Here is a 13,678-nt window from a genome sequence, read left to right as displayed (position 1 = left end):
TATTGCAGCTCCCGCCATCCCCTAGGGGACAATCGCGCTTGATATAACATTTTCCGCGCCGGCGGGGAATGAATTTTCTGTCAGAAACTCACTCCGGCCGGTTGCGCATATGATCGGCAGTGCGGGCGAAAGCTTGAGTGAGTTCCCGGCGCAAATCGGCCTCCACCCCCACCTCCTCCATGGCCCGCTGCATGCAGGCAAGCCACTGGTCCCGCTCCAGCCTGCCAATGGGAAAAGGCAGATGCCGCGCCCGCAAACGGGGATGCCCGAAGGCCTCCACATAGAGGGGCGGACCGCCCATCCAGCCGGAAAGGAACATAAAGAGCTTATCCCGCGAGGCAGTGAGGTCCCGCGGATGGAGTTTGCGGATGTCGTGGAAATCCGGATCCTCGTCCATGAGGTCGTAGAAGCGGTCCACCAGCTGACGCAGCTTCTCCTCGCCGCCAAGGCGTTCGTAATGGGTCTTGGTGGTTGCTCGCCGTTCCATGGTCAGGTTCAACGGAGCTGGTAACGGGCCAGTTTCCGGTAGAGGGTCCGTTCACTCACCCCCAGGGCCTGGGCCACACGCCGCCGGTTGCCCTGATGGCGGGTGAGGAGTTCCGCGATGCGCCGCGCTTCCAGTTCCGGCGCGCGCCCGGGGTTTGCTTCGGGCCAGGGTTGCGGCACGGGCAGAGCGCTGCTCTCCCGCGGGAAAAGGATGTGTTCCGCCTCGATGAGACCGTTGCTGCTCAAGGCCGCCGCCTTTTGCAGCACGTTGCGCAACTCCCGCACGTTGCCCGGATAGTCGTAACGCACGAGGAGGGACAACGCCGCCTCACTGATCCGGTAACGTCGGCCGGCCCGCTCACTGATGCGCGCAAGCAGCACTTCCGCCAGTGCCGGAATGTCCTCCCGCCGCTCGCGCAAGGGGGGCAGGCGCACGTCGATGCCGGCGATGCGGTAATAGAGATCCTGCCGGAAGCGCCCGGCATCCACCATGGCGAGCAGGTCCCGGTTGGTCGCGGAGACCAGGCGCACGTCGGCGCGCAGGACGTCGCGTCCCCCGACCCGGCGAAACTCCCCCGTTTCCAGCACCCGCAGCAGCTTGGCCTGAAGGCCAAGGGGGATTTCACCGATTTCGTCGAGAAAGAGCGTGCCGCCGTCGGCCTGTTCGAAAAGCCCCTCCCGCCGCCCCACGCAACCGGTGAAGGCGCCCCGCTCATGGCCGAAGAGCTCCGCTTCGAAAAGCGATTCGGGGATGGCGGTGCAGTCCAGGGCGACGAAGGGTTTGCTCGCGCGGGAAGAGCTGCGATGCACGAAGCGGGCGGCAAGCTCCTTGCCCACGCCCGATTCGCCGAGGAGCAGAACGGGCGCCTCCGATTGCGCCGCGGCGGTGAGGTGTTCCACGCAATTGAGGAAAGCGGGCGAGCGTCCGATCATGCGCAGCTCGTCACAATCGAGCTCCGCCGCGCCCAGCCGGGTAATGGATTCGGCGAGGAACTGCTGGCCATCCCGTGCCACCATCCGGCGGCCCACCAGTTTCACGTGTTCGGGACGCCCCATGGCGTCGAAATGGGTGTGGATGAGCTCCACCCGCGCTTCCCCCGAGAAAACCCGGCGGTGGGGGCAGTCTTCGCCGTTCTCATGGCAGGGCACCGGCGAATGATGGGAGACCTCATGGCAGCATCGCCCCACCACCGCCTCCCGCCTCACCCCATAGGTCTCACAATAAGCCTGGTTGGCCGCGACGATGCGGTAGTCCCCGTCGATGACGACGAAGGGACTTTCCTGCAGGTCGATCACATCGTGCCAGTCGAAATCCGGAACATGCATTTTGCTTCGCAATCCCTCCTCCGCGGGGCTGGATCTGCGGTATCGCGGCCTGGCCCCTTCACAAGCGCGGCAGCTGCATCTAGTCTTGAATGACCACCAGGGCCAGAGCTGCCAGAGCCTGACAGGCTGACATGACATCTCTGCCGTCCGGGCCACCGCGGGATGACGCCAGCCTCGTAAAAACAACAGGTTAGAGATCTGGCATCGCGTTTGCTTGGCATTATGCGCCACCCCTTGCGGCGGCGCAACCAGGAGATCAGACACATGGCCCACATCGTCATCATGGGTGCCGGTATCGGCGGCATGCCCATGGCCTATGAAATGGCGGAACACGCCCGCCGGGAAGACCGCGTGACCGTCGTTTCCAACACCCCCAACTTTCACTTCGTGCCCTCCAACCCGTGGGTGGCGGTGAACTGGCGGACGCGGGAGGATATCGAGTTTCCCATCGCGCCTTATCTCAACAAAAAGGGCATCGACTTCATCCCCACCGGGGTCAAGCGCGTGCATCCGCAGGAAAACCGGCTGGAGCTTACCGATGGCCGCTCCCTCTCCTACGACTACCTCATCATCGCCACTGGCCCCAAGCTCGCCTTCGAGGAGGTGGAGGGACTGGGGCCGCAGGGGTTCACCCATTCCATCTGCCACGTGGACCACGCCGTGATGGCCGGCCGCGCCTGGGAACAGTTCGTGCGCGACCCCGGGCCCATCGTCGTCGGTGCGGTACAGATGGCCTCCTGCTTCGGGCCGGCCTATGAGTTCGCCATGATCATGGATACCGACCTGCGCCGGCGCAAAATCCGCGACAGGGTGCCCATGACCTTCATCACCTCGGAGCCCTACATCGGCCATCTCGGGCTGGGCGGTGTGGGGGATTCCAAGGGTCTGCTCGAATCCGCGATGCGCGACCGCCACATCAAATGGATCACCAATGCCAAGACCACCCGCATCGAGGCGGGCAAAATTTACGTCACCGAGTACGATGATGATGGTCGGGAGAAAAAGCAGCACGAGATCCCCTTCAAATATGGCATGATGCTGCCCGCCTTCAAGGGCGTCGATGCGGTGTTTGGCATCGAGGGGCTGACCAATCCGCGCGGCTTCATCATCGTCGATGAGCACCAGCGCAATCCCAAGTACCGCAACATCTTCGCAGTGGGGGTTTGCGTGGCCATCCCGCCCGTGGAGCAGACACCGGTGCCCACCGGCGCGCCCAAGACCGGCTACATGATCGAAACCATGGTGAGCGCCACGGCGCATAACATCCGCGCCGAACTGGATGGACGCCCGGCCGACGCCAAGGCCACGTGGAACGCCATCTGTCTTGCCGATTTCGGCGACACCGGCGCCGCCTTCGTTGCCCTGCCGCAGATTCCACCGCGCAATGTGAACTGGTTCAAGGAAGGCGCTTGGGTGCATCTCGCCAAAGTCGCCTTCGAAAAGTATTTCATCCGCAAGATGAAGAAGGGCACCACGGAACCCCTCTACGAGAAATACGTGTTGTCCGCCCTCGGCATCAAAAAGCTCAAGGAGCCCGTGCAATGATTTTTCCCACCCGAAAGGAGGTAACGACCATGAAGCATCCCCTCATCTGGATGGCCCTGGGGTTGGCCTGCGCAAGTCTGGCCGCCCATGCCCAGCAGGCCGCTCAGGACCCGCAGAAGCAAAAACACGCCCGCATCTTGGCCGCGCCCTGTGCGGCCTGCCACGGCACCAACGGCAACAGCGTCGGCGGCACCCCTGTGCTCGCCGGCTCGGACCGGGCCCACTTCATCCTGCAGATGAAGGAATTCAAGTCCGGCGCCCGTCCGGCCACGGTCATGCACCAGCACGCCCGCGGCTACACCGACGAGGAAATCGAACTGATGGCCGACTTTTTCGCGGCCCAGAAGCGCGGCCAATGACACAGAGGAGGAAGCCAACATGAGTCTCGATCGTCGTTCGTTCCTGAAACTTGCCGCAGGCACCGGCCTGTTCGCCCTCTCCCCCGCTGCCGTGCATGCCGCCGAAGCGCTGGGCAAAGGTAAGCACAAACCCCGTGTGGTGGTCATCGGCGGGGGCTACGGCGGCGCCACCTGCTCCAAATACCTGCGCATGTGGAGCAACAACGCAGTGGAAGTGGTGATGGTGGAGCGGCAGAAGCAGTTCATCTCCTGCCCCATGAGCAACACCGTGCTGGGCGGCTCCCGCACCATGGCCGACATCACCCACGGCTACGATGCCCTGTCGCACAAGTGGGGCGTCAATCGCGTCGAGGCTGAGGTCACCGCCATCGACCCGGCGAAGAAGACCATCCGCACCGCCCGCGGTGAGCTGTCCTACGACCGCCTCGTACTCGCCCCCGGCATCGATTTCCTCTACAACGAAATCGAAGGCACCTCCCACGAGCTTGCCGAGACGACGATTCCCCATGCGTGGAAGGCCGGCCCGCAGACGGCCCTGCTGCGCAAACAACTGGAATCCATGCCCGATGGAGGCGTCTATGTGCTGGCCATCCCCAAGGCACCCTACCGCTGCCCGCCGGGACCCTATGAGCGTGTCTGTCAGGTGGCCTTCTACCTCAAGAACCACAAACCCAAATCGAAGATCATCGTGCTCGATGCCAACCCGGACATCACCTCGAAAAAAGGCCTGTTCATGAAGGCCTGGAACGAGCTCTATCCGGGGATGATCGACTACCGTCCCAATGCCCGCGCGGTGCGCGTGGAGGCAGCCAACCGCGTCGTCCACACCGAATTCGATACCGTGAAGGGCGATGTGCTCAACATCGTGCCGCCCATGCGCGCCGGCAAGGTGGCCGATCTGGCGGGTGTAGTTACGGCGGACAACCGCTGGTGCGGCGTGGACTTCCTGTCCTTCGAATCCACCGCACAGCCCGGCATCCATATCATCGGCGATGCCGTCTCTTCCGGCCTGCCCAAGTCCGGCCACATGGCCAACACCCAGGCCAAGGTGGCCGCCGCCGCCATCATCGAACTTCTGGCGGGCAATCAGCCCGACCCGGAGCCGGTGCTGGGCAACACCTGCTACAGCATGGTCTCCGACAAGGAAGCCATGCACGTGGCCAACGTCTTCAAGTACGACAAGGAGAAAAAACAATTCGTCGCCGCGCCCGGTGGCGGTGTGTCCGACAAACACTCGGAGACCGAGGGCACCTACGCCAAATACTGGGCCCAGAACATCTGGGCGGACGTCCTCAAATAATCCCTTTTCTCTGCCGAGAGCCTTCAGGCCGCGCAAGCGGCCTTTTTTTCGTCCGGCCGCCCCGCACGTCGCAGGCGGGGCTGCAAAGCGCATGTATCGCCTGAGGCAGGCTCACCTTTTGAGCCTGGATTGACTCATACTGTGGTACAGGTCTTCGCCATCAGAGGGGGATCAACGCATGTACCGTCCGTGGGGGAAATTTGACCCCCGCAATGGATTCCATCCGCTCGCCGACCACTGTCTGGATGTTGCCCAGGTCTGTCGCGCGCTTCTTGACATGTCCAACCTGGCGCGGTCGCTCTCTTCGCTGTCGTCGGCATGCAAGGATCGCTTGGCCGTTATTGCATTTCTGCACGATTTCGGCAAGTGCAACCGCGGCTTTCAGGCTAAGGCCGACCCCAGCGCCAAACCGAGGGATACGGCCGGCCACGTGATGGAAGCGCTGGGGTTTCTCAGCGTTCCTGACGCCTGGCCACCTGCGTGGTGGAATCTGATGGAACACGTGGCGGATTGGTTCACTGATACAGAACAGGCCATGCAAATGCTGATTGCCAGCATCTCCCACCATGGCCGCCCAATTTCGCAAGGCGACATCGAGCGTTGGCTGGCCGATTCGGCCTACACTTCCCACCTTCAGCTCTGGCAGCCCAGCGCGGGGTACGATCCTTTGGCTGCGCTCGATCACCTCGCGCAAGGGGCCCGTGCCGCTTTCCCCGCAGCGTTCGAGGATGGTATTCCACCCATCGACGCCTCGGCTTCCCTCCAGCATCGTTTTGCCGGGCTGGTGATGCTCGCCGACTGGATCGGCTCCGACACCCAGTTCTTCCCCTTCCGGCAAAGCCCTGAGGAAGATCGCCTGACGTTGGCCCGACAAGCCGCGCAACGGGCGCTCGCTGTCATTGGCTTAACGGTGCCCGAGCCGCGGCAACCGAAAGCATTCTCCGACGTCTTCCCCTTTGCCCCCACGCCGCTTCAGGAAGCGCTGGCCAACCAACTCGAAGTGGGCGAGGCCACCCGTCTATTGCTTATCGAATCCGATACCGGCTCCGGCAAGACGGAGGCCGCGCTCGGCTGGTGGATGCGCCTGTATGCCGAAGGCAAGGTCGATGGCCTCTACTTTGCGCTGCCCACCCGCGTGGCAGCCCGCGAGCTCTATACCCGCGTCTTGCAGGCCGTGGAGCGCGCATTCGAAACAGAGCGACGGCCTGGGCCGGTGCTGCTTGCTGCACCGGGGTATGTACGTGTTGACGGCGAACCGGTCCTGCCCGACCCGAGCGGCGCCCTCTGGGATGACGATACTGAAGCGAAACGTCGCGAACGCCTCTGGTCGGCAGAGCGCCCCAAGCGCTTTCTGGCCGCGCCCGTTGCCGTGGGCACGATCGACCAGGCGCTGCTCTCCGTGCTACAGGTCAAGCACAGCCTAATGCGCTCGGTGTGTCTCGATCGGCACCTCTTGGTGGTCGATGAAGTGCACGCCTCTGACCCATACATGCGCGAGCTTCTCAAAGGGTTGCTGCGCGGCCACCTCGCTCGTGGCGGCTGGGCGTTACTTCTCTCGGCCACCCTCGGCGAGACCGCTGCTGCCGCCTTTTTCGGGCGCGAACCGGTGCCGCTCGCTGCCGCCATGGCCAGACCCTATCCGCTCATCTCGGCACGCGACAAAACCTGGCCGATGCCGCCCGCGCGCGAGCGCACCGTTGCGGTGGAGCTTGCCCCCATCATGGACGAGGATGAGGCGCTGATCCCCCGGCTCATTGCCGCGCTCGAGGCGGGTGCGAGGGCGCTCGTCGTCTGCAACACCGTACGCCTGGCAAATAGCCTGTTCCGCACGGTCGAATCCGCGATTGCCAAGGAGCGCCCGCAGCTGCTGCCCGCCCTCTTTGATGTCAATGGGGTCACCTGCCCCCATCATGGCCGCTTTGCCCGCGAGGATCGCGAACTGCTGGATGCGGCGGTCACCGCGCAACTGGGCAAAGCCTCTCCCGAAGGGGCGAAACTTTTGATCGGCACCCAGACACTGGAGCAGAGCCTCGACATCGATGCCGACTGGCTGATCACCGATCTGGCGCCCATGGATGTCCTGATCCAGAGGCTGGGACGACTGCACCGGCATCGTCGCGATAGCCGCCCCGGTGGCCATGAACGCCCGCGTGCGCTTGTGCGTGTGCCAGCGAAAGCGCTTGCGGAATATCTCGGCAAAGACGGCGAACTGCACGGTCCTGCTGGCCTGGGCACGGTCTATCCGGATGGACGAGTGCTGGCCGCCACCTGGGAATTGCTTTCCGCCAATCCAGAAATCCGCCTCCCGCAGCAGGCGCGCGAACTGATCGAGCGCACCACCCACATGGAAGCACTCGAGGCGCTGCCCGAGGTCTGGAGGCAGCATCGCGATTGGCTCTATGGCAGACAGCTCGCCGACATCGTGCAAGCGATGCGTTCCCTGCTCGAGCCGCAGCCTTTTGGCGAGCTCCACTATCCCGACAATGGCGAACACGTCCTCACCCGCTTGGGCGACCCGACGTACGAGATTCCCTTGGCTGAGCCGTTGGTTTCGCCTTTTGGCGCGACGATCCGCCGCTTGACCATCCCCGCCCGCTGGTTGGAAGACGGCGCGATTCCCGATACCCTTCATGCTGTGGGCATAGATGGAGGATTTCGCTTTTCCATTGGCAACCAATCGTTCCGCTACACCCGCTTTGGACTGGAGAAAGACGATGTATAACCTTCTTTCGGAGCCGTTGATCGGCATCCGCACCGTGAGCGGTACCGAGCGCGTGGCGCTTCCGGAGCTCCTTGCCCTGTTGAGCGCCGGAAACGTCGAGGGCTACACCGGACTGCGGGCGCATCAGGCCGACCCCTGGCATGTTTTCCTGGTGCAGCTCGCGGCCAGCATCCAGGCGCGTTTTCCCACGGACACGCTGCCCACAGACCCCACCCATTGGCGCAATGGGCTCCTCGATCTTGCCGATGGAGAGGAGAGCGCCTGGCATCTCCTGGTCGAAGACGTGACAAAACCAGCTTTCATGCAACATCCGTGGAAAAGCTGGGAGGAGGAGGCCAAGGATTACGGCGTGGAGGTCAAGCGTGGCAAAGTCTCCTACGAACCCAAAGCCACAGCCCCTGACGAGCTGGATGTGCTTATCACCGCAAAGAACCATGATCTGAAAATAGCCCGGATTCATCCGAATTGGTTAGAGGCGTGGTTATATGCCATCGTTGTGTTTCAAACGACTAGCGGAGTTTTGGGGCGTGACAATTATGGGGTCATCCGCATGAATAGCGGCGCGGGTAGCCGAACAATCGTTGCTTGGGCATCCAGTTTAAATCCCTCTCGTCGCTTTACCGAGGAGGTTGCTATTCTGGCAAAGATGCGTCAGCAGGTATTGGAAATATATGGATTCAAGAACCGTGCTGTCGTCCTGACCTGGTTAAACCATTGGGACCGTGACGGCCATCAGTACCTGATTAAAGACCTGGAGCCGTGGTTCATCGAGACGGCGCGAGCGCTACGCCTGCAGCCATTTGAGCGAGGTCTCATTGCCTTGGGCGCGACCAGTAAAGCCCGGCAGATCGGCCCTAAAAGCCTAGAAAACGGCGATGTCGGCGATCCTTGGATGCCGCTCAACACCCAGAATAAGAAAAAAGGTATTTCTGCTCTCACCTTGTCAAAAGAGGGCTGGACACCGCAACTCCTCACCAATCTGCTCTTTCAAAAGGGCTATCGGCTCACGCCTCTGCAAGAGCCCAGACTTGGTGAGGGCGTGGCGTGGTTTGTCGCCAGTTGCCTTGCCCGCAGCCAAGGTAAGACGGAAGGCTTCCACCGCGTCGAAATACCTGTTCCCCCCAAGGTACAGATGACGTTGTCCCACAAACCCAAGCGTGACACCCTCGGCCATCTAGCAGAAGCGTTGCTGACCGATGCGGGAAATGTCAAAAGCGCCTTTACCGCCGCCCTGACTATGCTCACCGAAGGCGGGCCGGGAAAACCCGATTTCGAGCGCATCGATAAGTGGCTCAAGCAAGCAGGTAACGATTTCGCCCGCCGTTGGGAAGCGCTTTTCTTTCCTACCCTTTGGCGCGGTGCGGAAGAAGCGCACGAAACGGTACGCGCCGACTGGCAGCAAGCCCTCGTCGATGCCGCCCAGGCGCTGCTCGACGAAGCCCACGAACAGATGCCGCTGCCCGCCAACCGCACCTGGCGCGCGATCACGCAAGGGCAAAGCGTCTTTCGTGCGCTGCTTCACAAACAACGCCTTCCCATGCCACGGACAACCCGGAATTCCACCCAACCTGCTGAGGAGATTGCCTGATGACCGAAGCGCTTTCTGAAGTCACCGATACTGCGACCGGATCTTCCCTCGGCGCACGTGTCGCTCAAATGGCGGCCATCATCGGCGCCGAACATTACCCCAACGGCGAGCGTGCCGCCCTGCGCCGCTGGAGCCTGGAGCAACCGATCCCGCTCGCTTTCTATCGCCTCTGGCTGCGCCATTTGGGAGACGACCTGCCGCCCGAGTTTCAAACCCCAGCCTGGATGACGATCGCCTGGGGCTTGGCCACACTGGGCAAGGAGGGACACGATCCCCGCCGCCCCTTGGGCCAGGCCCTTGCCGAAAGCCAGTTTTCCGAAGGAAGGCTCGAGCAGCTTCTTTCTGCGCCAGAAGATGTACGACCTGATCTTTTCATGAGCGCGGTGCGTTTTCTGGCCGCCAAAGGCGAGCGCTTCGACTGGCGTGATGGCGCCGCGTTTCTTCTCACTCAAGACAACGAACAGCGTCAGCGTCTGAACCATCGCATCGCAGCCGCGTTTTACCGTCACCAGACCCAAAACTGATCGACCAAGGAGTCCAGCCATGTTCCTGCAAATCCACACCCTCACCGCCTACCCCGCGAGCCTCCTCAACCGCGACGATGCAGGGCTCGCCAAACGCATTCCCTTTGGCAACGCGATCCGGCTGCGCGTCTCCTCGCAGTGCCTCAAACGCCACTGGCGCGAAGACTTGACGGCGCGCCTCCCCGACATTCCCGACGGCTACCGCACGCGTTCGTTTTTTACCCGCACGGTGCTCCCTAAAGTCGTCGCCCAGGGGGTGGACGAGACGCTTGCCGCAGCGCTCATCGAGCCATTGGCCAAAGCGGTCATCGACGGCGGCGTCAAAGAGGGCGGCGACCTCAACCAGCCTATCCTCTTTGGGGCACGGGAGGCCGACTATTTCGCCCAGATGCTGGTCGATGCCGCCCGGCAGGAAAACCCCGCCAAGGCGCTCGAAGAACGCCTCAAATCGAAGGACGAACAAGAGAACCTCAAGGCGATGAGCAAGTCCGCCGCCGGGCTGACTGCCGCGCTTTTTGGCCGCATGGTCACCTCTGACCTGCTTGCGCGGGTGGACGCTCCGGTGCACGTGGCGCATGCGTTTACCGTGCACGCGGCCAACACCGAGATGGATTACTTCACCGTCGTCGATGATCTCAATCGCGACGACGAAACCGGTGCGGCCCACGCCAACCAGACCGAACTCGGCGCCGGGCTCTACTACGCCTATGTCGCGGTCGATGTACCGCTGCTCATCTCCAACCTCGCCGGCTGTGAGGCCAAAGTGTGGCGCGAGCAAGACCCCGCCTTGGCCAAGCGCGTATTGACCACACTCATCGACACCCTCCTGCGGCAAAGCCCAGGAGCGAAGAAGGGTAGCACCGCCCCCTATGCCTGGGCTGACTTCCTTTTGCTCGAAGCCGGGCGCGAACAGCCGAGGACGCTGGCCAATGCCTTTCTGGAAGCCGTCCCCACAAAGGGGACCAGAGAAGACGTGCGGCGCATTGCTCTTGCGCGGCTGGCGAAATACCTCACTGACCTGGATACCATGTATGGCCCGCCAGGGAGCTACCGTGGGCTTTCCACCGTGCTGGAGCCGGTTCCCGAGGGATTACCCCCGAGAACGCCCGTGGCACAGAATATCGAGGCGGCCCTTGCCGCTGTCTGGAGCGCGTAAATGGACTGCCTGATGCTGCGTTTTGATGCGCCGCTCATGAGTTTTGGCGCGGTGGTGGTCGATCAAAACCACCCCATCTGGCGCTATCCCGGCAAGTCGATGCTCACCGGTCTGCTTGGAAATGCCCTAGGCTGGGATCACCGCGACACGGACAGGCTTCAGGGGGTTCAGGACCGGCTACGTTTTGCCGCGCGCTGGGATGCCGAGCCAGTGCCACTGCAAGACTTCCAGACCGTAGACCTTGGGCAGGAGTTCATGGTCGGAACCGGCTGGACAACGCGTGGCAAAGACGAAAGTCGACGCGGTGCATCGGGTACCAGCACCCACATCCGCTACCGCGACTACTGGGCCAACGGCGTGATGACGGTGGCCCTGACCCTAACCGGAGAGGAATCGCCCACGCTCGATGAGATCGAAACCGCGCTGCGCTATCCCGCCCGGCCGCTTTTTTTTGGCCGCAAACCCTGCCTGCCTTCCGTTCCTATCCTGATCGGGCGGCGGCAGGCAGAGACCCTCAAAGCGGCGCTTGAGGCCGAGCCACTCGCCGAGATTGGCCCGCGGCAGCGCCCTCGGGTGATCGATGCCCTCTGGCCGCTCGATGAAGGGTCGGGACAAGGAACGCAAGAGCGCTACGACCGGCGCGACTGGCGCAACAACATCCACCGAGGCTCCGAACGCTATGCGGTGGGGCTCCTGGAGGTCAGTTCATGAGCACGCTCCACTTGATTCGCTTGCCGCTTTACCCTCCGCGTCTCATCCGCTTTGCCTTCGAACATGGCATCCGTCAGGAGGACGAGACGCTGGGTTACACGCTGCATGCTTGGCTCACAGCCCTCTTTGGCGAAGCGGCGCCGAAACCCTTCCGGTATTTTGAGAGAAGGCAGGAAGTGCTTGCCTACGCGCCTGTCGATGCGCAAAGTCTGCTCATGATCGCCGAAGAGCGCGGCTCGCTGGCCGCCCTTGCCGCCCTCGATACGGAAAATGCGGCGAGCAAACCGATGCCAACCCAGTGGCGAGCAGGCCAGCGGCTGCATCTGGAAGTGCTGGCCTGCCCCGTTTCACGAAAGGGTGAGGAGGAAAAAGACGTCTATCTGCGCGCCCTAGATCGGCAGAATGACGCGACGCCCTCGCGTGCCGAAGTCTATCGCCAATGGTTTGCCCGGCAGTGGCAGGAGGCGGTGGCCTTGGAGCAAGTCGAGCTTTTGGGGATGAGCGCCCGAGCCCGCCTCTTGCGCCGCGCCCGTGATGGTGGCAACCGGTTGCTTTCCATCGAGCGACCCCAGGCGCTCTTTGCCGCCGAGGCGGTCATCCGGGAACCTACGCGCTTTGCCGACTACCTTAAGCGCGGGATCGGGCGGCACCGCGCCTTTGGCTTTGGCATGGTTTTGCTGGCGCCGCCGCGATGAATCCGCCTGGCCTCATCCCTGGGCGGCTCGGTTTGGCCGCCTCGCGCATTCCGCACGCAGACCGGCACGGGTTGCTGTATCTGGAATACGGCCGACTGTCGGTGGAAGATGGCACGCTGCGGTTCGTGGCGGCGCAAAGCGAGACGCTGGATGCCGGCGACTATGCAATTCCCTATCAGGCCGTGTCCATGATCCTCCTCGGTCCGGGAACGAGTCTCACCCAGGACGTGCTGCGGCTGTGCGCCCGCCACGGGGTACTGATCGCTGCCGTGGGGGAAGGCGGCGTCAAAAGTTACACCGCGCCGCCGATGGGCCAAGGCCGATCCGATGTGGCTCGGGCGCACGCCGAACGCTGGGCCGACCCAAAACTTCGGTTGGATACCGCGCGCCGTCTTTACGCGTGGCGTTTCGGCCGCGTGCTGCCCCATCGCGACCTCGAAACCCTGCGTGGCATCGAAGGCGCGCGCATGAAGGAAAGCTACAAGCTTACTGCGCAACGCTTCGGCATCGACTGGCAGGGCAGGCGCTATGATCGCGAAAACCCCGAGGCCGCCGACCTGCCCAACCAGGCCATCAACCATGCCGCCACTTTCGTCGAGGCGGCAGCCGACATCGCCGTTGCAGCAGTGGGTGCGTTACCACCCCTGGGTTTCATCCATGAGGATTCCAGCAACGCCTTCACCCTCGACATCGCCGACCTGTGGCGCGTGGAGGTGACGCTGCCACTTGCTTTTGCCAGTGTGCAGGCGATGCAAAAGGGCAAAGGTGATGTTTCGATAGAGCGCGAGGTACGTAAGCGCGCCGCCCGGCTGTTCCGGCAGGAAAAGCTCATCCCCAAGATGATCGACCGCATCAAGGAGCTCTTCGATGTCCATGACCGTGGTGGTGACGCGTAACGTCTCGTCGCGCGTGCGAGGGCTCTTGGCCTCTGCGATGCTGGAGGTCGCACCCGGCGTCTATAGCGCGCCGCGCATCTCGCCGGCAGTGCGGGAGCGCATCTGGAATGTCCTGGCCGACTGGTTTCCCAATGAGCGGGAGGCCAGTATCGTCCTGATCTGGCAGGAGCGGGACGTGCCAGGCGGCCAGGCCGTGCGCACGCTGGGTTCGCCACCGATTGAATTCGCGGAAGTGGATGGACTCATCCTCGCCCGGCGGCCGGTTCAGGGCGAGACGAGCTGATCTTTAAAAATCGGTGGATTCAATCTCGAAGTGCAACGCGGCTGTATGATTGCATAAATACCTGATGAGGTGTTTTCCAGTTCAGGC

At 62.8% G+C, this 13,678-nt stretch carries 13 protein-coding genes; 11 read left to right on the top strand and 2 right to left on the bottom strand.

What is annotated here, in order from left to right:
• Positions 1-88 precede the first annotated feature (88 nt).
• Positions 89-487, bottom strand: a complete 399-nt coding sequence (locus tag K6T56_04335; protein ID MCL6555576.1) for a group II truncated hemoglobin — start codon at positions 485-487, stop codon at positions 89-91.
• A gap of 8 nt (positions 488-495) precedes the next feature.
• The gene (locus K6T56_04330; GenBank protein MCL6555575.1) at positions 496-1,812 is read right to left on the bottom strand and encodes a sigma 54-interacting transcriptional regulator; all 1,317 of its coding nucleotides are present in this window, start codon (positions 1,810-1,812) and stop codon (positions 496-498) included.
• Between the two features lie 264 nt (positions 1,813-2,076).
• Between K6T56_04330 and K6T56_04325 the strand changes: the two genes are divergently transcribed.
• From K6T56_04325 to cas2e, 11 genes are all read left to right on the top strand, one after another.
• Positions 2,077-3,357, top strand: a complete 1,281-nt coding sequence (locus K6T56_04325; GenBank protein ID MCL6555574.1) for an NAD(P)/FAD-dependent oxidoreductase — start codon at positions 2,077-2,079, stop codon at positions 3,355-3,357.
• Positions 3,358-3,407: 50 nt separating this feature from the next.
• Entirely contained in the window at positions 3,408-3,716 is a 309-nt protein-coding gene (locus tag K6T56_04320) for a cytochrome C (GenBank protein ID MCL6555573.1), read from the top strand.
• A 19-nt stretch (positions 3,717-3,735) separates the two neighbouring features.
• Positions 3,736-5,016: an NAD(P)/FAD-dependent oxidoreductase gene (locus tag K6T56_04315; protein MCL6555572.1), complete on the top strand. Its 1,281-nt coding sequence runs from the start codon at positions 3,736-3,738 to the stop codon at positions 5,014-5,016.
• A 178-nt stretch (positions 5,017-5,194) separates the two neighbouring features.
• Positions 5,195-7,738, top strand: a complete 2,544-nt coding sequence (cas3, locus tag K6T56_04310; GenBank protein ID MCL6555571.1) for a CRISPR-associated helicase Cas3' — start codon at positions 5,195-5,197, stop codon at positions 7,736-7,738.
• A complete protein-coding gene (gene casA, locus K6T56_04305) occupies positions 7,731-9,326 on the top strand; it encodes a type I-E CRISPR-associated protein Cse1/CasA (GenBank protein ID MCL6555570.1) in 1,596 nt (531 codons plus the stop codon). Before cas3 ends, casA begins: the two co-directional genes overlap by 8 nt.
• Positions 9,326-9,850, top strand: coding sequence for a type I-E CRISPR-associated protein Cse2/CasB (casB, locus tag K6T56_04300; GenBank protein MCL6555569.1), 525 nt, complete (start codon positions 9,326-9,328; stop codon positions 9,848-9,850). Before casA ends, casB begins: the two co-directional genes overlap by 1 nt.
• Positions 9,851-9,869: 19 nt before the next feature.
• Positions 9,870-11,006 (top strand): type I-E CRISPR-associated protein Cas7/Cse4/CasC, encoded by a 1,137-nt coding sequence (gene cas7e, locus K6T56_04295; GenBank protein ID MCL6555568.1) that lies wholly within the window; start codon positions 9,870-9,872, stop codon positions 11,004-11,006.
• Positions 11,007-11,717, top strand: a complete 711-nt coding sequence (cas5e, locus tag K6T56_04290) for a type I-E CRISPR-associated protein Cas5/CasD (protein MCL6555567.1) — start codon at positions 11,007-11,009, stop codon at positions 11,715-11,717. It abuts the gene before it with no gap.
• Positions 11,714-12,412, top strand: a complete 699-nt coding sequence (gene cas6e / locus K6T56_04285) for a type I-E CRISPR-associated protein Cas6/Cse3/CasE (protein ID MCL6555566.1) — start codon at positions 11,714-11,716, stop codon at positions 12,410-12,412. Before cas5e ends, cas6e begins: the two co-directional genes overlap by 4 nt.
• Positions 12,409-13,308: a type I-E CRISPR-associated endonuclease Cas1e gene (cas1e, locus tag K6T56_04280; protein ID MCL6555565.1), complete on the top strand. Its 900-nt coding sequence runs from the start codon at positions 12,409-12,411 to the stop codon at positions 13,306-13,308. The genes cas6e and cas1e overlap by 4 nt, the downstream gene beginning before the upstream one ends.
• On the top strand, positions 13,280-13,591 hold the full coding sequence (cas2e, locus tag K6T56_04275; GenBank protein MCL6555564.1) for a type I-E CRISPR-associated endoribonuclease Cas2e: 312 nt from the start codon (positions 13,280-13,282) through the stop codon (positions 13,589-13,591). The genes cas1e and cas2e overlap by 29 nt, the downstream gene beginning before the upstream one ends.
• Positions 13,592-13,678 lie beyond the last annotated feature (87 nt).

It is taken from the genome of Burkholderiales bacterium (assembly GCA_023511995.1).
Lineage (GTDB): Bacteria > Pseudomonadota > Gammaproteobacteria > Burkholderiales > Thiobacteraceae > Thiobacter.
The sequence above is the reverse complement of the archived record's forward strand: the minus strand, read 5'-3'. Positions and strand labels throughout refer to the sequence as shown.